This window comes from Haloarcula rubra (assembly GCF_019599465.1).
In the GTDB taxonomy this organism is placed as follows: Archaea; Halobacteriota; Halobacteria; order Halobacteriales; family Haloarculaceae; genus Haloarcula; species Haloarcula rubra.
Genome location: NZ_RKLR01000025.1, coordinates 1 through 20,240, shown reverse-complemented (window position 1 = coordinate 20,240; position 20,240 = coordinate 1). Strand labels below are relative to the sequence as shown.

The following is a 20,240-nucleotide window of genomic DNA, read 5'->3' as shown; positions in this document are numbered from 1 at the left end:
AGCTAGGTCACGACACTGCTCAACGAAGTCGAGGAGGTCGACTTCCATAGGCAAGAATCGAATTCCTCGGCTTCATCCTTCTAAACCCGTGATATCGGCTGAATAGATCGCTATTCAACAGAGCAGATTCTACTAATAGAGTCTCTTATTGAGCTCACGATCTCCAATATAGCGGTAACTTAGCGACAATTCAATTCTCATTCGGAAATTGCATATTTGTTGATGGCCAATATACGGTAGAATATCTAAATATAGAACCGTCTAAGGCCATAAGATATCATATCGTAAATATAGGCGTATACTCGAACAAATATACCTATATTTCTGGACTGGATAACGAACAAAACGATATAAATACGCACATTCTGGTACTCGTATTGCAATACGCATGTACAACGCCACATTTTGAAAAATCTACAAGATTCTGTATCACCGATAGCATGTGAACCTGATTAGCAGCACAACGAGGATACTTTTGCGGAGGCCGGTTCTCTCGTACGAGTTTGAACGATCACCAAGGCCTCGACATGCTCGAGTACTGCACTGTGACATAATCTTTTATACTACCCCGAAATGTAACGCTATACATGCGTCTCCAAGTAGCGTCTCGGGTACCGATAGTACTCGAACCGAACGAGTCCGACAAGCGTCAATGTACACCTCGGTGCCTAATCGAGGTACCTAATCACCTCACAGATCACCGGTTAGATGGTGTACAGAAACTCTGCGTCAGCGAGTCCGTTCCAGAAATTCGCCGAGAACAAGTAAAGGAAGTCGATGGATGTGAAACGAATGTCGCCTACTAGCTATCCAGATTCCCAGACACGTAACGCGGTAGAATCGTGTCAGAAGCACCTCCCGTCCGAACCGAGCGGTGGGGACGTGGTGTTCGGCTTCGACGGGTACGTCGACAACGTCCGGCAGGCGGGGACGAACGCCGGTGCGTCAGACGGCGACCGCATCGAGACGCTGAGCGAGTTCGGCGAGGAAATCGTGACGTCGGCGGCCGCTGATAGCTCGCTCGCCATCTCGTGGGAGCGCCTCGGCCAGCGTACTGGCGGGCACGTCAGCCACCTGTCTCGCGCGTACGACACCCTCGGGTTCGATCCGACGCTCGTTGGGATGTGTGGGGATCCGGTTCTGGACATCTTCGAAGAGGAGTTCGAAGCGTGTACCATGTATTCGCTGGGCGACCCGGGAATCACCGACGCCATCGAGTTCGACGACGGGAAGCTCATGCTGATGGAGAGCGGCGGTGCTGCGACGTTGGACTGGGAGAGCATCGAGTCACGCGTCGGCATCGAGACGCTGGTCGACGAACTCGACGGGGCGAAACTGCTCGGGGTCGGCTACTGGGCTGTGATTCCCGAGATGGCGGGTATCCTCGACGGGCTCCGCGAGACGGTCTTTCCGAAGCTGACAGAGACACCGGAGCACGTCCTCCTCGACCCCGCCGACATCCGGGAGATAGACCAAGAGATGCTGGAGTCTATCGTCGCGGCCACGCGTCGTCTAGCCGATGAGGTCGAGGTGACCGTCTCGGCGAACCGCTACGAGACGAAGGAACTCGCGTCCGTACTCGGCGCTCATACGAGCGATGACATTGTCGAAGACGCTCGCGTCGTCTTCGACTCGCTGGCCGTCGACCGATTCGTCGGCCACAGCGTCAAAGAGTCCGTCGTCGTGAGTGACGAGGGAACGACGAGCGTGAGCGTGGTTCCCGTCGAGTCCCCGGAGTTGACCACCAGCGCCGGGGACCACTTCAACGCTGGACTCTCGCTCGGACTCGTCGAGGGACTGCCGGAAGCGGCTGCCGTCGTTCTGGGCAACGCTCTCGCTCGTGAGTTCGTCCGGACTGGGGAGACGCCGTCCTACGACGACGTCGTCTCGGCCGTCACCACCTACGACACACAGTTCGAGTAGTACGCAACCCTTTCTCCAGTCGCCACCCCCGTCTCCGACAGTAGGTCGAACCCCGAGAGCTGCGACGGTGTATCGCAGCCGAGCGTCGGCGCGGCACCGACACGGTTAACTGCGAGATAAAGATGTTTCGTCGGGGTCAGAGGTCCGAGAGTAGTCGGCCCCGGAACCGCTGGACGAAGGTGTACAGCAGGATGGCTGCGAACAGCACGAGCCCGTTGACCGTCTGGACGATCTGCGGGTCGATGTTCAGCATCACGAGTCCGGCCGCGATGGTGCTGAGCAACAGGACCCCGCCGAGCGCGTTGAAGACGTTCCCTCGCCCTCCGAACAGGCTCACCCCACCGATGACGGCAGCGGTGAACGCGGGGAACAACTGTGAGGTCCCGAGCGTCGGCGTCGCTCCGCCGTTGAATCCCGTCAGCAGCAGACCGCCGGTGGCGGCCAGCATGCCCGAGAGTACGAAGACGGCGATGACGATGCGGTCCGTGTCGATACCCGCCTCGGCGGACGACTCCTCGTCGCCACCGACCGCGTATATCGCGCGACCGAACCGGGTCTTCGTCAGGACGAACCACACCGTAACGAAGAGAGCGAGCATGAAGAGGACAGCGACGGGAACCGACTGGGGGAGGAGTCCGCCGAACGAGATATCCTCGCCGCCGAGCCACAGGTAGCTCTTCGGTAACTCGTAGACAGACCGCGTCGACAGGACCAGAATCCCTCCCTCGAAGACGATGAGGGCCGACAGAGTCTGAAGGAACGGATTCACGTCGAACTTAGCGATGAAGAACCCGTTCAGGAATCCGATAGCCCCGCCGACTGCGAGGACGATTAGGATGCCCGCGACTCCCGGAATCGCTGGGAACCAGCTCGTAAGGGCCAGTGCGGTGAACATCGACGAGAATCCCGCGACCGATCCGACCGAGAGGTCGAAGTTCCCGCTGATGAGGCAGATGGCCTCCGCGAGAGTGATGGCCCCGAGTCCCGCACTCGTGTACAGTAGGAACTCGATGTTCCGGTACTGGGTGAAGATCTCTGGCAGGAGGATCGAGAACACGATAAATGCCGCTAACAGGATGGGCCAGATGAGGTTGTCCAGCGCGAACAACATCATCCGCGTCCGATCCCCCTGGAGTTCAGAGATCGTCGAACTTACGTCAGATAGTGTACTCATCGTCTCTTCAGGTGGTTCGGCTTAGTTCGACCCCTCGATCTCTCGGTAGACGTTCCCGTAGAGGTAGGAGGCGTCGGCGTTGTCCTGGGCGATCGTCGCGTGCTGGCACTTCATCCACGGCCACCAGGCCTTGTCTTCGGCCTCGTACTCGGTCATCTCGGCCGGACCCCAGAACTGATTGGACCACGGCTTGATGCCCTCGACCGTCTTGTTCTCGATGGAGAGGGCCTCACCGGGTTTGACTGTGTCGCCGACCTGCGGGAGAGCGCTCTCGCCGCCTTCGAGGTAGTCCCACATCAGCTCGAGTGTCAGCGGTGCGTACATGTGGAGCGGCTGGTCGATCGCGAAGTCGTAGTACCCGCTCCCGATGCGCTGGTTGAGTTCGGGACCGCCGTCGATACCGAAGGCCATGACGTGGTCCTCGTGGTCTTTCTTGTGATACATGTCCATCTGCTGGAGCGCCGTCAGGGCACCCATCCCACTACCGACGTTGTTGGAGTAGACGGCGTCGACGTCGGGGTTGGCCTGGAGTGCACTCTGGGTCGCCGGGGCGGAGTCCTCGGGCGTCCCGTCGCTCTCGATCCGATTGACGACTTCGACACTGTCCGGGATGTTCTCTGTGAAGCCGTACAGGCGCGCCTGACTCGTCGTCGACTCGAAGTTGAAGACGCTCGTGATGACCTTCGGGTTCTCGATGCCCTTTTCTTCGATCATCTGAGTGAACCGCTCTCCGGCCACCTGCCCGCCGGCGTACTGACCGAAGAGAGCGCCCATGACGATGTCCTCGGACAGCGTCGCAGTGTCGAAGTTCATGACCGGGATGTCTTCCTCGGTCGCCGCCTCGACGATCTGTCGCGACGCCTTGGCGTCGAAGGGGTTCAGCAGAATACCGTCGAGCCCCTGGTTGATGGCGTTGATGGCATCCTGGGTCTGTTTCGACGCGTCGAACTGGGCGTCCAGGATGACGATCTCGACGTCGTCCCGGTCTCTGGTGTACCACTTCGCGGCCTGGCCCTGCACGAACAGGCCAGCCTGCCCCATCGACTTCATCGAAACCGCGAACCGCTGGGTGTCGCCGCTCGAACCGTCACTGCTGCCGTCGCCGGTCGAAGTGCCGCCACTCGAACCGCCGTCGCTGCCACCTGACTGGTCGCCGTCCCCGCCGCCCGAACATCCGGCGAGACCGGCGATACCTGCTGCTCCGACTGCTCGAACAAGGTTGCGTCTACTAATCATGGTTTTTGATCGAGTTCCGAATCTACCTCATTAACAATCCATATTAAAACTTCCGGCAAACGGCCGGCGGTGTCGAGGTGCGAACGGAGATTGGCCCCTGTCCTCTGGATTCACGAGTCCTCATCCCCTGCACGACCGGATTTCCCGGTTCACAGTCGTCCGAGAAGCGAGCCGAACGGCGTCGCGAGCAGCGGCTATGGTGCAGCCGAATAGCCCACGATCACGTCACATCCGACGAGAGAACGACAGGCCATCGCCGTCCCGGAGACTGGATTCGACCACCCTGAACGACGCAAGTCGGCGTCGAGAAGATACCTACGAGGGACTGGGGAGGGTCTGCTCGATGCGGGACGCGGTCGACGAAACAATCGAGGGCGGAGGTCTCAGAGTGCGAGGGAACGATGTGGAGCGTGGCGTCGGGTGAGACGTGTACGCCACGGACCTGGGATGGGACAGAACTGCCTTCTCACCCGGTAGAACTCAGGCTGTGGACGAACGTGACGAGGAAACGTCCGACTCATCACCGGCCAGTTCGTCGTCTGCGTCCTCGTTGGCGCGGTGCCCGGAGACCATCATGCTGACCACGTCGTCGCGGGTGACGTCCGCGGCGTCGACCACGTCGACGATTCGGCCCTGGAAGAGCACCGCGACGCGGTCGCTCATGGACAGCACTTCCTCGAGGTTGTGGTCGATGAGGATGACCGAGTGACCGCTATCGCGCAACCGTTGGACGAGTTCTTCGACGTGTTCGACCGCTGCCTTCGAGAGTGCCGACGTCGGCTCGTCGAGCAGGACGATATCCGGGTCGGAAACCAGCGCGCGTCCGATTGCGACTGCTTGTCGTTCCCCACCGGAGAGGAACTCGACCGGCGTGTCGGGGTCGACGTGGATGTTGAGGTGCTCGCTCAGGATGCGCTCGGCCTCCTCGGCCATGTACTCCTGATCGACGACCGGGACGAGTCCGCCGACCTTCTTCACCGGCATTCGTCCGAGGAACAGGTTCTCCGCGACGGAGAGTTCGTCGACGAGCGCGAGGTCCTGATACACCGTCCCGACCCCGAGTTTGCGGGCGTGTTTAGGGCCGTCTATCGTGACTGGTTCACCGTTGAACCGTATCTCGCCGCCGTCCGGTTGGTGGATGCCGACGAGCGTCTTGATGAGCGTCGACTTGCCGGCACCGTTGTCGCCGACGAGCGAGAGGACTTCGTTGTCTTTGAGCGTGAGGGAAACGTCCGAGAGCGCCTCGACGGTGCCGAAGCGCTTCTTGACGTGTTCCACCTCGATCCGTGGATGTGAACTGTCTGTGGTCATGGCTGGTGGGTATGGGTGAGTCGGCCTGACACCATATCCCCACTACCAATATAAATAAATTTTGGTGATGGAGTCCGCGCCCCCGTCCACAGCGTCGTCTCTCCGGCGGTACGTCGCGGCCGTCGCTGGACCGTGCGGTCTCACTCCCAGGACATGGCGAGTTCACCGTCTTCGTCGAATTGCCACGGTTCGTCTTCGTGGATATGGACGTCGTCCCGGTCGGCGAGTTCCTCGGCGACCGGCTCGGACACCCACAGTTCGCCGGGTTCCATCGTGTTCTCGATGTGGGCGATGCGGAGGTCGCTCGCGCTGGCGACGCCGGTCATCGACGCCGAGAGCACGAACGCCGTTGCGTCGCTCGGCACGACGAAGGGTAGTTTCGCCCGGTTCGTCTCGCCGCTGGTCACGATGTTGACGTACGTGTCCTCGAAGTCGACGGCCGCCGCGAGGTCCTGATGGACGAGGTCGGCAAGTCCCATGCCGAGGGCGTTCCCGTGGGAGGCCGGTGTTAGCGACCGGACGTAGATGCGAGTGATGGAGGGCTCGTCGACTTCTGCCTGATTGTGGAACCGGACCCGGCCGATGACGTTCGTATCGAGTCCAGTCCCGCTGATCTCTTTGCCCATCGCGTCGACGACGAGCAGGTCGAGGTCGTCGACCGGGAGTTCTGGGAAGAACTCTTTCGAGCGTTCCAGCAGTTTCGGCTCCTCTTCCAAGAGATCGGCGGCGGAGACGCCGTGGATCTCAGCGGCCTCCTCGGCCGCGTTCTCGATGATACCCACGCCACCGACAATCGGTGTCTCCTCGAGTAGGATTCCAGCCCACTCCGGGATGACCTCGTGGAACCCGCGCTCCAGTGCGGCATTGTGCATGTTGTCGGCACCGCGTTGTTTCCCCAGTCCGACGACGGCCATCTTACAGAGACCGCTCTCGACGTCCCCCTCGAAGTCCGTGTGCAGTTTGATCCGGTTGGCGAGCAAGACTGCGTCGGCTTCGAGCGCGTCTTCGGCGGCGTACACTGGCCGTCCAGTCGAGTCGGTTCCCACCTGTTCGACGGCGAGCGAGGACCGAATCTCACAGCCGAGCTGGTCGGGCGTGATACCGAGCGCCGCGAGCGTCTCACGCTGGCCTTCGGGGGTCGCGCCCCCGTGGCTGCCCATCGCGGGGAAGACGAACGGCTCGAACCCGCGCGACTGGAGTTCCGAAACGATGGCTTCGAGGACCTCTGGGAAGACCTCGATACCTCTGCTTCCCGCGGTAATTCCGACGGTGCTGCCCGGTTCGAGTTCGTCGAAAGCAGGAATATCGTTCACAGCGTCGATAGAGGCCTCCGTGACGTCCGGGACAGTAGGATGGTCCCGTGTGCAGCTGACACGGTAGGCACGGGGAAGATCGGACACCTCGGCGTCGTTGGCGGCCTCCAAACGGTCACGGTCTGGAAACTCGAACTTCATGGATACAAGTACAATAGCGCATCTTGTGCTTATGTTTTGCCCCTCTCGGTCGAGTGTCGGAGTCCGTGCGAATGTTTCTTTACCGAGTACCTCGCCATACGAACCATGGACGGTTATGTTCAATTCCAGTGCAGATGCCAGGGGGACCACAGATGACCCAGTGTGTGGTCGTCGCAGACGACCTGACCGGGAGCTGTGACGCTGGTCACGAGTTCGCGAGACGAGACTACGACACTCGAGTCGTCATCGCCCCAGAGACCGACACGGCGACGCAGGGTGACGTCGCCGTGTACAACACGGAGTCACGCTACGTGGACCCTTCTGACGCCGCCGAACGGGTACGAAGGGTCCTCGAGACCAGCGATTCTTCGGTCGTCTACAAGAAGGTCGACTCGACCCTTCGCGGGAACGTCCGTGTGGAGGTCGACGCTGCCACGCGAGCGGTCGAACCCTCCCTCGTCATCGTCGCCCCGGCGTTTCCCGGCAACGGGCGTGTGACAGCGTGTGGCTATCACCTCGTCGACGGCCAGTTGGTGACCGACTCTCCGCCCGGCAAAGACGAGGAGCGACCACCGACACACGACTCACTCCCCGAATTCTTCACGGCGAGTGAGCACCCCGTCGAGCAGGTCGGTATCGAAACCGTCGCGCAGGGCGCGACTGCTGTCGCCGAGGCCTTCGAGTCGTCGTGCTCGTCGGACGGCCCGGTCATCCTCACCTGCGACGCCGTAACTGACGGTCACCTTGCGACACTCGCCACGGCGGCTGACGAGGTCTCCGAACGATGTCTGTTCGTCGGGAGTGGCGGTCTCGCCCGCCACATCACCGTCCCGGGAACACCGTCGGGCGCCGGAATCGACGTCGACCGGACGCGGTCAGTCGTGGGTGTCTCGGGGAGCGTCGCACCGGAGACGCTCGAACAGATCGGCGAGGTATCGACTGACTGGCGGAGACAACTCGACCTCGAGATGGCGGTTACAGACCCGAGCAAGGCCGGCACTGACTTGGCGTCTCGGGGGAGCGCTGCCGTCGACGAACACGGGGGTGTGCTCCTCCACAGTGCCGACGCACGCAGCGACGTCGACCGGGCTATGGCGGCCGGTGAACGGGCGGAAGTCGACGAATCGACAGTTCGGCGTCGAATTACGAACGCGCTTGCTGCTGGTGCCGCCGAAGTCGTCGGTGATGGCCGGGCATCGAACCTCTTTCTCACTGGCGGGTCGACTGCTCGAGCGGTCTTCGACAGCCTCGACGCAACGGCACTCCGCATGGCGGGTGAAAGCGTTGCGCCGGGAATACCGCTCGCGACCGTCGAAGGCGGCGTAGCGGACGGGACAGCGGTCGTGACGAAGGCTGGCGGGTTCGGAGACGAGCAGGCAATAATTAAGTCCCTCGCTCGTCTGGGTCTTGGTGATGAGTGATTCAAAGCCTACTGTAGGCGTTACCATGGGTGACCCTGCAGGCATCGGCAGTGAAGTCATCGTCAAATCGTACCCGACGCTGGTCGAGACGGCGACTGCCGTCGTCATCGGTGACGCGTCAGTCCTGGAAGACGCGGTAGACCGGTTCGCACCGGGCCTGACCGTCCGTCGCGTCGACTCGCCGCTCGAGGCGGACGCTGACCCCGACGAGCTACCAGTTATCGACCTCGACAACGTGTCTGCCCACGAGTACGGCGAACTCTCAAAAGCGAACGGCGAGGCGAGCCTCGAGTACATCGAGCGAGCGATCGAGTTAGCACAGTCCGGTGAGATCGACGCGATAACCACCGCCCCCATCAACAAACAGGCGACCCGGATGGCCGGGAGCGAATACGCGGGCCACACGGGGATGCTCGCGGACTACACCGGAACCGACGACTACTCGATGATGCTGATCGAGGACGACCTGACGGTGACACACGTCAGTACGCACATTCCGTTGCGGGAGGCCTGCGACCTCGACGTCGACGACGTCGCGTCGACGATTGCCGTCACGGACGAAGCGCTCCGTGACCTCGGCATCGACGACCCCTCGGTCGCCGTCGCGGGGTTGAATCCGCACGCGAGCGACGGTGGCCTACTCGGCGACGAGGAAGCAGAGATCATCGAACCGGCTGTAGACCGCGTCGCCGAGACGGGTGTCGACGTGACTGGCCCCCTCCCACCGGACACGGTCTACGTTCGAGCCGCGTCAGGTGAGTTCGACTGTGTCGTCTCCATGTATCACGACCAGGGCCACATCCCCATCAAGATGCTCGGCTTCACTGGCGACGGCGACGCGGTGAGCGGCGTCAACGTCACCATTGGGCTTCCGATCGTTCGGACGAGCGTCGACCACGGCACCGCATTCGACATCGCTGGTGAAGGGGTCGCCTCCGAGCAGAGCATGATCGATGCGGTGTCGACGGCCGTCAGACTCGCGCGATAGACCCGGTCTACTTCTGGGACCTACGTATCAGGTTCGATGCGCACTCTTGCTGGTCGAACTACACCAGTGCGAAGGCGCGAACCGAACACCCGCCCGTCCCCTGGACGTTGAGTGGTGGGAAGAAGAAGTCGGCGCGCCGACTATCCGCCCCGTCTAAGACCTGATCGAGATTCCGCAACTCCTCGATGGGGATGATGTCGTTCTCGAGAAGAGGGAGGTGTGAGTCGGCCGGGTGGACGTCGGTCGACGGCCCGTGCGCTGGGACCTCGTCGTACCAGCCACCGACACTCGCGCCCTCCGTCCCGACCGCCTTGGGGTCGAGTGAGGCGACGTACTCCGAGGCCTCGCCGGTCAGGTAGGGGAACTCGAAGAGATACTCGGGTGTCTGGCCGTAGTATTCGTCCCAACCCGTGTGGAGCATGACCACGTCACCGGGTTGAATGTCTGACTCGTAGGCCTCGATATCAGCACGGGTAATCGGCTCTTCGGGCTCTTTCGGCGTCAGGTCTATCACCACGCCCTCGCCCATGAACCGGTCGATGGAGAAGTCGTCCAGAGTCTTGCCCTCGGGGATGAAGTGTGCCGGGGCGTCGATGTGTGTCGCCGTATGACTCCGCATCTCCAGTCGTTCCATCGTGAATCCGTCGCGTGCGGCGAGAGACGTCTGTTCGAGTTCGATCGGTGGGAAACTCGGCCACACGGGAATCTTCTCACTGATTGGGTTGGACAGTTCGACGACTTCCTTTGAATCGAACATGATAGACTCGACAGTCCACTAGAAAATAAGTATTGTGCTCACAGAGACAGTCGGAGTGGCCCACGCTTCAGTCGTGGGAACCTGACTCGAAGACGTCTTCGACGAGTTCCGTTTCGTCGAACAGGTCGCGGTACTCGTCGGGGACACGTTCGTCAGTGATGAGGAGGTCGATATCCTCGATGGACCCGAATCGGCGGAAACTCTGCTCGCCGAACTTCTCCGCGACGGCGACGACGACAGTCCGCGCCGACTGCTCCACGACGAGTTGCTTGATCTTCGCTTCGGACTCGTTCGGTGCCGACAGCGTGCCGTCGGACTCGATACCGTTGACGCCGAGGAACGCGAGGTCGAAGTTGGAGTTGCTGATGTAGTCCTCGGTGGTCGGCCCAACCAACGCTTTGGTCTCACGTCGGTACTCGCCGCCAGTCATCTTCACCGTGCCGTCCGATTTCGATAGCTCGAGCACCAACATGGGCGAACTCGTGACGGCGATGGTAGAGTCGTCGTCCGGTGCCACCTTGGCGACTTGCATCGTGGTCGTCCCGGCGTCGAAGTAGACGACGTGGCCTTCAGAGATCTCCTCGACGGCGCGGTCTGCGATCGCTTGTTTGCGCTCTAAGTGCTGGATGAGGCGCCTATTGAACGACCGTTCGACACCCACGTTCGTCACCGGGACGACGCCACCGTGCGTCCGCTCGACGAGATCTCGATCGGCGAGATCACGGAGGTCGCGTCTGATGGTCGATTCCGACACCTCAAGCCGGTCGGCCAACTCCTCGACCGAGAGGCCGCCGTGTTTCGTGACTAACTCCGTGATGGACCGGCGGCGTTTTTCCGGGGTAGTCACGGCACGACACCCCGAGGCCCGTTCGTTCGTTGCATCGGCGCGGTTGGCATGACACGCAGTAACAGCGAGTGCTACTTAGTCTTCTCGCCCGCTCGCGACGGCCTGTGGCTCCGCTTCGTCCCACACTTCTTCGACGGACGCGCCCTCGTGGACGATTTCGTTGAGCGCGGAGACCGTTCGCTCAGGGTCGTCGGATTTCCAGATGGTGCGGCCGATCATCAGGCCGCGGGCACCGGATTCCATGGCTCCCTCGACGGATTCCAGCATCGCGCGGGTGGTGCCGGTGGCCGGGCCACCGAGAATCATCACAGGGACCGGCGAGTTCTCGACGAGCGGCTCGAACGTCTCGACGCTGCCGGTGTAGGGCGCTTTGAGGATGTCCGCGCCGAACTCCCAGCCCATGCGCATCGCGTCTTCGACGAACTCGACGTCCGTCTCCAGCTTGTCCGGGACGCGTCGGCCCCACATGACCGGCTCGACGACCAGCGGGATGCCGGTCCCGCGGAGGTCCTCGGCGAGCTCGGCGATGTACTCGACGTTCCGGCGGAACGTCTCGGTGTCGTCACGGCCGAACACGAGCACCGTCTTGACGCCGACGGGGTCGAGTTCCGCGAGGAACTCGGCGTCGAACGCTGGCGTCCAGAGGTCCTTATCGTGGTCTCGGCCCGGGCTGGTCGACCACGTCACGACGTCCGCGGTGAGAATGACGTCGACGTCAGCCTCCGCGAATCGGTCCTGGTAGTGACGGGCCATGTGCGGTCCGACGAGGACGCCGTCCGGTTCGCCCGCGAGGACCTTGTCGATAGTCTCTATCGGGTTCTTGAATCCGTCAGGCGCACCGAGGCTTAGTCCGTGGTCTAGCGCTACGACGACTGCGTTCCCCGACGGTGTGTCGAGGAGTTGCTCTGTAGTCATTGGCTCCAGTTAATGTCTATGAATCCATCCACATAACTATTCTCCTACCGGGCGACGACATTCAGATTATTCGCCACCCTCCATCGACCATAAGTACCTCGCCAGTCACGTAATCGGCGTCGTCACTGGCGAGGTAGAGAGCTGCACCGGCGACGTCCTCCGGTGTGCCCGCACGTCCAGCGGGGACCGGTTTGATGAGTTCGTCTTTCGCCGCTGCCGCGGGCGCGTCCTCCGACCAGCCGTCGATGAACTCGGTCGCTATCTGTCCGGGGCCGATTGCGTTTACCCGAATGTCGTGGTCCGCTAGTTCGAGTGCTGCACCACGGGTAATCATCTTCACCGCGGCCTTCGTCGAGTCGTACTGTATCTGATCACGCTGGGCGACGAACGAACTGATCGATGCCGTGTTGACGATTGCACCGTCGGTCCCACGGTCGATCATATCCTGTGCTGCGGCCTGACACCCGAAGAACACTCCTTTGGCGTTGACTTGGTGTATCTTCTCGAATTCCTCCTCGCTGACGTCGAGCAAACTCCCTCCGATGAACAGCCCCGCGTTGTTCACCATCACGTCGACACCACCGTACTCTCGTGCCCGTTCGACGACCGCGCGAATGTCGTCGGCGTTCGAAACGTCCGTCTGAACGAACTCAGCCGAACCGCCCTGGTCTTGGATGAACTCGTGTGTTGGGGTCTCCGCGTCCTTCGGTTCGACTTCGATGTCTGCGTTGAGGACTGTCGCTCCTGCGTTCGCGAATCTGATGGCAATTTCTCGTCCGATTCCAGAGGTCGCTCCAGTGACTATGACGGTGTCACCGTCGAAGTCTGAGCTGTAGTCAGGCATCGGCGTAATCTGAGTCAGGACACACATTAAACATTTGGGTGGACGGAGGCACCTACGATTCTTCCGAATACCAGCGTTGCTGCTCTCAATCGTTTCTTCCCAATTTAGGCTGATTAGCCCAGAAAATGCCCAAAATAAACCGGGCTTGTGAGCCTTGGTAACAAGAGACTCATCTCACAGTAGTAGCATCAGTCGATAAAATCAGCAACAGTTCTCAGAGGGTGTGGAATCTTTCGACTGGTAACAAATTAGTTTAGCAAAAAGTAAGCAGTATAAATACTCTCCTCGTTCATTTTACCCAGTTTGTCGACTACCTACAGTCGACGAGAGAGGAGTAGACCGCAGGGTGAATCCGAGTTGATTCACGGCTCGCCTCATTTTGTCAGTTCTAGCTGGCAGTAGGCGAGACACTGAGCGGTGACAGGGTCGTCGACGACTAATCTAATAACATACGTACTCCTGTTACTATTTGGGGACGGTCACTTCACTCTCGAGAGGATGCGTGCTCTGCAGCGTAGAAACCAAAACTGTAGCACATCTATGATAGTAATACCAGCCATGGAAATCTAAATGTGCCTACTTTCAATAATTTGTGAGATATTACAATCAGCGAACTACTATCCAGCCATCTCTACTAGTGCTACAATGTTAGAATACGAAAATGAATATAACTCGGCCCATATATCTTAGATATGTATTTGTTCTACCGTATTTGGACTGAGATACGAGAGATAACTATCTAAGCATACATACAACGTCTATTTCTAACTTTGAACCCTCGAAATATGAATTCCTTCTGCCAAACCCGACTCAATATCCGGTTTTACCTCTATTGTTATCAGAATCAAGTACCCAAGGTGTGGGAGTGGTGCTGCGAACAGACCGTGTTCAAAACACCGGAAGCCTCAGTCCAGGTTTAGGACGACGGATTTGTTCTGTCGATACTCGTCCAGCGTCTCGGCGCCGCACTCGCGGCCGACGCCCGACCGCTTGAACCCACCGAACGCGAGTCCGGGCGCGAACCGTGCATAGTCGTTCACCCACACCGTTCCCGCGTCGATGTCGGCCGCGGCCCGGTGTGCCAGCGAGACGTCTTCTGTCGCCACGCCGGATGCCAACCCGTAGTCGACGTCGTTGGCGAGCGCGATGGCCTCCTCGTAGTCGGCAAATTCGATGACGGAAGCGACGGGACCGAACACCTCTTCCTGTGCGAGTCTGCTGTCGTTGTCGACGCCGTCGAAGATGGTGGGCTCGTGGAACCATCCGTCACCGTCGATGCCCTCGCCGCCGTGGACGAGTTCCGCGCCGCTGGCCAGACCAATATCGACGTACTCGCGGACTTTTTCGTACTGTTGCTCTGACGCTAGGGAGCCGACCATCGTCCCGTCTTCGAGGGGGTCGCCGACGGTCCACGACGCGGCGGCCTCGACGAAACGGTCGAGGAACGCGTCGTGTACGTCCTCGTGGACCAACGTCCGTGAAAACGCGTCGCAGGACTGGCCGACGTTGTAGAAGATTCCCTCGGCTGCCGTCTCCGCGGCGGCGGCCAAATCCGCGTCGGGGAACACGACGAACGGGGACTTCCCCCCGAGTTCGAGCGTCACCGGTGTGATGTTCTTCGCCGCGGCACTCATCACGAGTTCACCGGTGGCGTCCTCGCCGGTGAACGATAGCTTGTCCACGCCGGGGTGATTCGTGAGCGCTGCCCCGGCCTCGTCGCCGAACCCGTGGACGACGTTCAGGGTCCCGTCCGGGAGGATGCCGTCCGCCAGTTGCGCCAGTCGGGTCGACGTAAGTGGTGTCGATTCTGCCGGTTTCAACACCACAGTGTTCCCCGCGGCCAGTGCGGGTCCGAGTTTCCAACTCGTCAGCAACACGGGGTAGTTCCACGGGACGATGAGCCCAGCGACGCCGTACGGTTCCTTCCGATTGTAGGCGTGGGTGTCTGCCCCGACTGGAATCCGTTCGTCCGTGTCGCCGTGGAGGAGGTGGCCGTAGTACTCGATGTAGTCGATTCCCTCCTCGATTTCCGCAGCCGCGAACGCCTCCGGTTTCCCGGTATCGAGCGACTCCAGCCGGGCTAGTTCGTCTGTGTGCTCGCGGAGTCTGTCGGTCCAGGCGAGCAATCTGTCGGCTCGGTCGGTGTGGTCCAGTGCGCCCCACTCGCTCTCGAAGGCCGTTCGGGCGGCGCTGACGGCAGCGTCGACATCGGCAGCGTCACCACGCGGGACGGTGGTAATCTCGACGTCGACTGCGGGGTCTCGTGTAGCAAAGGTGTCGCCACTCTCGGCCGCCCGCGCCTCGCCGTCTATCCAGAGTGGGAACTCCCGGTCGGCCGTCGCCTCTGCTATCGCCTGTTCGTGCCGCTCTCGCATGTCTACAGCGAATTCGCGGCTCATTGTATCCAATAGGTCTTCGCGTTGGTGAACTCCCTGATGCCGTGGTGGGACAGTTCCGAACCGTAGCCGGAGTCTTTGACACCACCGAACGGAAGGCGCGGGTCTGATTTCGACATCTCGTTGACGAAGGCCGCCCCGGCCTCTATTTGCTCTGCGACGCGGCGACCGCGCTCACGGTCTTCGGTCCAGACCGAAGAGCTCAGGCCGTAGTTCGTGTCGTTGGCGAGCGCGATAGCGTCTGCTTCGTCCTCGACTTCGACGACCGTCGCCACCGGTCCGAACAGTTCCTCGGTCCGTGCAGGACAGTCCTCGGGGACGTCTGTCAGTACCGTCGGCGGGTAGTAGAACCCGTCACCGTCGAGAGGGTCACCGCCACACTGGAGCGTCGCTCCGGCGTCGACACTCGCCTGCACCTGTTCGTCCAATCCCTCCAACAGGTCTTCCCGTGCCTGTGGCCCCACGTCAGTCTCGTCGTCAGTCGGGTCGCCGACAGTCAGGGCGGTCATCTCCTCGACGAAGCGGTCGGTGAACTCGTCGTAGACGTCGGTGTGGACGAGGAGCCGTTTGGCGGCGATACACGACTGGCCGCCGTTCTGCGTGCGGGCGGTGACGGCTGTCTCGACGGCGTCGTCGAGGTCGGCGTCGTCGAGGACGACGTAAGGGTCGCTTCCACCCAGTTCCAGCACCGTCTTCTTGATGTTGCGGCCTGCGGCCTCGGCGACGGCACGACCGGCCCGCGTGCTCCCGGTCAGCGTCACGGCCCGTACGCGGTCGTCTGCGATGATACTCTCGACGCGGTCGGCCTCGACACGGAGTGACTGGAACGCGCTTTCTGGATACCCGGCGTCGCGGAACACCGTCTCGATGGCTTCGGCACACCCGAACGTGGTCGGCGAGTGTTTCAACAGCGCGACGTTCCCGGCGGTCAGGGCGGGGACGGCAAACCGGAAGACCTGCCAGAACGGGAAGTTCCACGGCATGACCGCGAGCACCGGCCCGAGCGGTTCGTAGGCGACGTAGGTCTCTGCGTTCGGTTCCGTCCCGATACGCTCGTCCTGCAGGTATTCCCCTCCGCGCTCGGCGTAGTGTTCACACAGCCACGCACACTTCTCTACCTCGCCGACGCCCTGGTCGACGGGCTTGCCCATCTCGTCGGCCATCATCTGGGCGTACTTGTCAGTGCGCGCTCTGAGAACGCTCGCCAGTTCCGCGGCCAGTTCCTGCCTCGCCTCGATCGAGCGGTCTCGCCACGACTCGAACGTCGTAGTGGCGTCGTCGAGGGCGGCGTCGACCGTCGCCTCGTCGTGTGGTTGGTAGGTGTCGATACGTTCGCCCGTTGCTGGGTTGGTGGTTTCGAAAGTCATTCTGCGAACCGTCGTTCCAGGAGGGTCACGAGCAGGTACGCGGCAAGTCGCTGTGTCCCCTCGCTGTGGTCGTAAGCCGGTGCGACTTCCATCAGGTCCGCGCCCTCGACCGCCTCGTGCTGACCCAGCGTCTCTACGACGCTCAACGCCTCGGTGGCGGAGAGGCCACCCGGTTCGGGGGTCCCCGTGCCGGGAGCGACGCTGGGGTCGACGGCGTCGATGTCGAAGGTAACGTAGACGGCGTCCGTCTCGGCAGCTGCGGCGGCGATGGCCTCTTCGACCACCGACTCGATGCCACGCTCCTCCACGTCGCGCATCGTAAAGAGGTTTAGGCCACTCTCCTCGGCGAATTCGAAGAAGTCCGGCGACTCGTAGCCCCGGATGCCGACCTGACTGACGTGTTCGTAATCAGAGTACGGCGAGTCCGCCACGAGGGCCGTACTGGAGCCGTGGAACTCGTCGCCGAACACCGGACTCCCGGTACTGGTGTCTGTGTGAGCATCTATCTGAACGAACCCGACGTCGTCGTAGCCCGACCCCTCGGCGAACCCGCGGAACGACGGGGCGGTACAGTAGTGGTCTCCACCCAGTACGACCGGAAACGACTGGTCAGCGATAGCAGCGACGTGGGCTTCGATGCTCTCGGCAGTGCGCTCCCGGTCCATCGGAAAGACCGGCACGTCGCCGCAGTCGGCCACCGAGAGCGCGGAGAAGTCGACCTGTTTGCCGGTCCGCATGTTCGTCAGCCCGCCCTTGTATCCCGATAGGTAGGCCCACCAACTGCTGGCGCGACGGATGGCCTGTGGGCCGTAGCGGGCGCCCGGACGGTTACTGACGGCGCCGTCGTAGGGGATACCCACGACGACCGCGTCGTAGCCGTCGAGGTCGGTCACGTCGCGATGGTCGGACTTCAGGAACGTCTGGATACCGGCGTAGGGGAGTTCTACCCCCGGGCCGATATTGCCGACACGGCTATCGTATTGCCGGCTCACGTCTCCACCTCCGCCAGCGCATCGTGGAGGCTGTCGACGGCCCGAGACAGCTGGTCGCGACTGATGGTCAACGGCGGTTGGAACCGCATGACGTTCTTGTGGTATCCGCCGACGCCGATGATGATGCCGCTTTCCTTGAGTCGATTGCCGACTTGCTTGGCGACCTTCGGGGCGGGTTCGGGTGCGACCCCCATCGGGCCGGTGTCGCCGTCGGGGTCGACCAGTTCGACACCCTGCATGAGACCGAGGCCACGGGTGTCACCGACGACGTCGAACTCCGCTTCCAGGTCGGCCAGTCGTTCTGAGAGCCACGCACCCTGTTCGCGGGCGTTCTCGACGATGCCGTCCTCTAACTCGTCGATAGTCGCGAGTGCGGCCGCACAGGCGACTGGGTTCCCGCCAAACGTCGAGAGATGGTCACCCGCTTCGAAGGCGTCGGCGACCTCGGCGGACGCAGTGAACGCGCCCAGTGGCATCCCGTTGGCGATGCCTTTCGCTTGCGGAAGGATGTCGGGAACCACGTCGAAGTGCTCGGTGGCGAACATCTCGCCCGTTCGTCCGTACCCGGTCTGGACCTCGTCGACGATGAGCAGGCCCCCGTGGTCGTGGGTGATCTCTTTGACCCGCTCGAGCCAGCCATTTGGTGGAACTATTATTCCACCTTCTCCCATCACTGGTTCGACGACGACAGCTGCCAAGTCCCCTGACGTATGCGTCCCGATGACGCGCTCTAGGTCGTCGGCACAGGCACAGGAACACGGACCGCCACTACACATCTGACAGCGGTACGCGTACGGTGGCGCGACGTGCGCGACGTCGTTTATCGTCGGGGCCATCTCGCTCTTGTAGGCCTTGTTGCCGGTCAACGCGAGGCTGCCGAGGGTTCGACCGTGGAACGCCATCTCGAGAGCGAGTACCTCTTTGCTCCCGGTGTACTTCCGGGCGAGTTTGATGGCACCCTCGACGGCCTCCGTCCCGGAGTTACAGAAGAAGGACTTCTGGAGGTCGCCGGGCGTGATTTCGGCTAGCCGCTCGCCCAGACGTGCCACCTGTTCGCTCGGGTGGACGTACGAACACCCGTGTACGAACTCGTCGAGTTGCGCCTTGGCCGCCTCGACGACGGCCTCGTTGTTGTGGCCGACGTTGGTCACGGAGATGCCGGAGAACACGTCGAGATACTCGTTACCCTCGTAATCCTCTACGGTACAGTTAGATGCCCGCTTGACCGGGACGTTGAGGCTCTTCCAAATCGGCATCACGTAGTCGTCGTACCGACCCACGACGTCGTCGTTTCCGTCGACCGTGTCTCGGTCGGGTTCGGAAGTCATTTTGTCTGACATAATCGAATGGATTGACGTGGAAATATAATTCCACCTTGTTCGATTTGAACGTGCGGTATCTCATAAAGATTCCGTCGCCCGTCCGGAAACTATGAGTGACCCCACGGATTCCACAGCGTATGGACGGGGATCTCGACGAGCGGACCTACGACCTCTTGCGCCTCATCCGTCAGAACGAGCCGATCGGCTCGATTCGGCTCGTGGAACTCATGCAGCGACACGGTTACACGATACAGGGCCGGACTATCCGGCTGGCTCTCTCGGACCTGGACGAGCGTGGCCTCACAGAGAAGGTTCCCGGAAAGGGACGACGGCTGACCGAAGCCGGTAGCGCCGCACTCGAGACGGGCCACGTAAATGCCCGCCGAGAGCGCATCCGTGCTCGTATCGCGATGCTCACCAGCCGCGTGACATACGACCCGCTGGAGGACACTGGCGAGCTCGTGGTGGCCGCGGCTTACCTAGACGAGGACGCTGTCGGTCAGGCGTTGGAGGTGCTCTCCACCCTCGAAGAGACCCCACTCGGTCCCTGTCCGGTGGCGGTCTCGGAGGCCGACGTCACCGAGCCCGGCGACTATCGGCTGGCCCTTCCCTCCTCGCTCACACTCGACGGCGTCCTCCTCTCGGGCGGCATCAGCACGCGACTAATCACCGGTGGAATCGCGGAGTACGACCCCGAGCCGGACCCGTCAACCGTCTTCTGTCAGTCTCCGGATGCCGCGGGGGGTGGCATCAGACGCTACATCGACGTCATCAACGGCGAGGGTTCGACTATCGACATCGTGACGCTCCTGTTAGAGGCCGGTCGGACCGATACGTTGGCCGCACTCGACGGCGATGTAGCACGCCTCATCATCGACAACCGGGAGTTCCCGTTGACCCGCTACGAGGAAGGCCGCGACTTCGCCGTCGAGACCCGTAGCTCGCTCGGTGGCGTGGTGGACCTCCGCCGTCCGCGCGAGGACGGGCCGTTCCCCGGTGACGCCCCCGACTGGGAGTTCTGCTCGCTTACGTACAGCGCCGTCGGCGAAATCGGCCTCGGACTGCTGACGGAACGGGACATCGCCGACGAGTGGACGACGCTGTACGGGACCCTCAGGAGAAACCAGTTCGAAGCCGCAGGAGTGACCGCGGCGGAATTTTGAAGTTCGCTCTTGTGAAGCACGTTGTTGATTTTCAGAGGGCGGCGTCGATAGCATGTTTGAGCGCGTCATCGCCTGGTTTTCTGTAGAGTTCGCAGCGGAGCTGAAAGGCTCTGAGATACGGCGTTAGCTT

General features: G+C 61.5%; 16 protein-coding genes and 1 pseudogene. 4 read left to right on the top strand and 13 right to left on the bottom strand.

The features are described 5' to 3' along the window. The first annotated feature begins 792 nt into the window (after positions 1-792). Positions 793-1,923, top strand: coding sequence for a PfkB family carbohydrate kinase (locus EGH21_RS23555; RefSeq protein WP_220620846.1), 1,131 nt, complete (start codon positions 793-795; stop codon positions 1,921-1,923). A 136-nt stretch (positions 1,924-2,059) separates the two neighbouring features. On the opposite strand, the gene EGH21_RS23550 is transcribed toward EGH21_RS23555, so the two are convergent. From EGH21_RS23550 to EGH21_RS23535, 4 genes are all read right to left on the bottom strand, one after another. After that, complete coding sequence (locus EGH21_RS23550) at positions 2,060-3,097, bottom strand: ABC transporter permease (RefSeq protein ID WP_236035794.1); 1,038 nt, start codon at positions 3,095-3,097, stop codon at positions 2,060-2,062. 21 nt (positions 3,098-3,118) lie between these two features. After that, positions 3,119-4,333, bottom strand: a complete 1,215-nt coding sequence (locus EGH21_RS23545) for a sugar ABC transporter substrate-binding protein (RefSeq protein WP_220620845.1) — start codon at positions 4,331-4,333, stop codon at positions 3,119-3,121. 480 nt (positions 4,334-4,813) lie between these two features. Continuing rightward, the gene (locus EGH21_RS23540) at positions 4,814-5,644 is read right to left on the bottom strand and encodes an ATP-binding cassette domain-containing protein (RefSeq protein ID WP_220620844.1); all 831 of its coding nucleotides are present in this window, start codon (positions 5,642-5,644) and stop codon (positions 4,814-4,816) included. Between the two features lie 140 nt (positions 5,645-5,784). Next, positions 5,785-7,098 (bottom strand): nickel pincer cofactor-dependent isomerase, group 22, encoded by a 1,314-nt coding sequence (locus EGH21_RS23535; protein ID WP_220620843.1) that lies wholly within the window; start codon positions 7,096-7,098, stop codon positions 5,785-5,787. A 152-nt stretch (positions 7,099-7,250) separates the two neighbouring features. Between EGH21_RS23535 and EGH21_RS23530 the strand changes: the two genes are divergently transcribed. Further along, the gene (locus tag EGH21_RS23530; protein WP_220620842.1) at positions 7,251-8,519 is read left to right on the top strand and encodes a four-carbon acid sugar kinase family protein; all 1,269 of its coding nucleotides are present in this window, start codon (positions 7,251-7,253) and stop codon (positions 8,517-8,519) included. Continuing rightward, positions 8,512-9,507 (top strand): 4-hydroxythreonine-4-phosphate dehydrogenase PdxA, encoded by a 996-nt coding sequence (gene pdxA, locus EGH21_RS23525; protein ID WP_236035793.1) that lies wholly within the window; start codon positions 8,512-8,514, stop codon positions 9,505-9,507. Before EGH21_RS23530 ends, pdxA begins: the two co-directional genes overlap by 8 nt. A gap of 58 nt (positions 9,508-9,565) precedes the next feature. Here pdxA and EGH21_RS23520 read toward each other — a convergent pair whose 3' ends face one another. From EGH21_RS23520 to EGH21_RS23485, 8 genes are all read right to left on the bottom strand, one after another. Continuing rightward, a complete protein-coding gene (locus EGH21_RS23520; protein WP_220620841.1) occupies positions 9,566-10,264 on the bottom strand; it encodes a cyclase family protein in 699 nt (232 codons plus the stop codon). Positions 10,265-10,331: 67 nt separating this feature from the next. Continuing rightward, entirely contained in the window at positions 10,332-11,111 is a 780-nt protein-coding gene (gene glpR / locus EGH21_RS23515; protein ID WP_220620840.1) for an HTH-type transcriptional regulator GlpR, read from the bottom strand. Positions 11,112-11,186: 75 nt separating this feature from the next. Next, on the bottom strand, positions 11,187-12,026 hold the full coding sequence (locus EGH21_RS23510; RefSeq protein ID WP_220620839.1) for a class I fructose-bisphosphate aldolase: 840 nt from the start codon (positions 12,024-12,026) through the stop codon (positions 11,187-11,189). Between the two features lie 61 nt (positions 12,027-12,087). Next, on the bottom strand, positions 12,088-12,870 hold the full coding sequence (locus EGH21_RS23505) for an SDR family NAD(P)-dependent oxidoreductase (RefSeq protein ID WP_220620838.1): 783 nt from the start codon (positions 12,868-12,870) through the stop codon (positions 12,088-12,090). A gap of 905 nt (positions 12,871-13,775) precedes the next feature. Beyond that, a complete protein-coding gene (locus EGH21_RS23500; protein ID WP_220620837.1) occupies positions 13,776-15,269 on the bottom strand; it encodes an aldehyde dehydrogenase family protein in 1,494 nt (497 codons plus the stop codon). Continuing rightward, complete coding sequence (locus EGH21_RS23495) at positions 15,266-16,633, bottom strand: NAD-dependent succinate-semialdehyde dehydrogenase (RefSeq protein WP_220620836.1); 1,368 nt, start codon at positions 16,631-16,633, stop codon at positions 15,266-15,268. Before EGH21_RS23495 ends, EGH21_RS23500 begins: the two co-directional genes overlap by 4 nt. Continuing rightward, positions 16,630-17,625, bottom strand: coding sequence for an agmatinase (speB, locus tag EGH21_RS23490; RefSeq protein WP_220620835.1), 996 nt, complete (start codon positions 17,623-17,625; stop codon positions 16,630-16,632). Before speB ends, EGH21_RS23495 begins: the two co-directional genes overlap by 4 nt. Beyond that, the gene (locus EGH21_RS23485; RefSeq protein ID WP_220620847.1) at positions 17,622-18,953 is read right to left on the bottom strand and encodes an aspartate aminotransferase family protein; all 1,332 of its coding nucleotides are present in this window, start codon (positions 18,951-18,953) and stop codon (positions 17,622-17,624) included. The genes speB and EGH21_RS23485 overlap by 4 nt, the downstream gene beginning before the upstream one ends. Before the next feature lie 131 nt (positions 18,954-19,084). Here EGH21_RS23485 and EGH21_RS23480 point away from each other — a divergent pair, with 131 nt between their 5' ends. Next, on the top strand, positions 19,085-20,110 hold the full coding sequence (locus EGH21_RS23480; RefSeq protein WP_220620834.1) for an NrpR regulatory domain-containing protein: 1,026 nt from the start codon (positions 19,085-19,087) through the stop codon (positions 20,108-20,110). Positions 20,111-20,141: 31 nt separating this feature from the next. Here EGH21_RS23480 and EGH21_RS23475 read toward each other — a convergent pair. Further along, positions 20,142-20,240: pseudogene (locus tag EGH21_RS23475) on the bottom strand (IS1595 family transposase); the annotation flags it as partial.

Excerpts from the sequence above, each read along its gene's own strand:
- EGH21_RS23555 (WP_220620846.1), top strand. The coding sequence starts at position 793 with ATGTCGCCTACTAGCTATCCAGATTCCCAGACACGTAACGCGGTAGAA.
- EGH21_RS23550 (WP_236035794.1), bottom strand. The coding sequence starts at position 3,097 with ATGAGTACACTATCTGACGTAAGTTCGACGATCTCTGAACTCCAGGGG.
- EGH21_RS23545 (WP_220620845.1), bottom strand. The coding sequence starts at position 4,333 with ATGATTAGTAGACGCAACCTTGTTCGAGCAGTCGGAGCAGCAGGTATC.
- EGH21_RS23540 (WP_220620844.1), bottom strand. The coding sequence starts at position 5,644 with ATGACCACAGACAGTTCACATCCACGGATCGAGGTGGAACACGTCAAG.
- EGH21_RS23535 (WP_220620843.1), bottom strand. The coding sequence starts at position 7,098 with ATGAAGTTCGAGTTTCCAGACCGTGACCGTTTGGAGGCCGCCAACGAC.
- EGH21_RS23530 (WP_220620842.1), top strand. The coding sequence starts at position 7,251 with ATGACCCAGTGTGTGGTCGTCGCAGACGACCTGACCGGGAGCTGTGAC.
- pdxA (WP_236035793.1), top strand. The coding sequence starts at position 8,512 with ATGAGTGATTCAAAGCCTACTGTAGGCGTTACCATGGGTGACCCTGCA.
- EGH21_RS23520 (WP_220620841.1), bottom strand. The coding sequence starts at position 10,264 with ATGTTCGATTCAAAGGAAGTCGTCGAACTGTCCAACCCAATCAGTGAG.
- EGH21_RS23510 (WP_220620839.1), bottom strand. The coding sequence starts at position 12,026 with ATGACTACAGAGCAACTCCTCGACACACCGTCGGGGAACGCAGTCGTC.
- EGH21_RS23505 (WP_220620838.1), bottom strand. The coding sequence starts at position 12,870 with ATGCCTGACTACAGCTCAGACTTCGACGGTGACACCGTCATAGTCACT.
- EGH21_RS23500 (WP_220620837.1), bottom strand. The coding sequence starts at position 15,269 with ATGAGCCGCGAATTCGCTGTAGACATGCGAGAGCGGCACGAACAGGCG.
- EGH21_RS23495 (WP_220620836.1), bottom strand. The coding sequence starts at position 16,633 with ATGACTTTCGAAACCACCAACCCAGCAACGGGCGAACGTATCGACACC.
- EGH21_RS23485 (WP_220620847.1), bottom strand. The coding sequence starts at position 18,953 with ATGACTTCCGAACCCGACCGAGACACGGTCGACGGAAACGACGACGTC.
- EGH21_RS23480 (WP_220620834.1), top strand. The coding sequence starts at position 19,085 with ATGGACGGGGATCTCGACGAGCGGACCTACGACCTCTTGCGCCTCATC.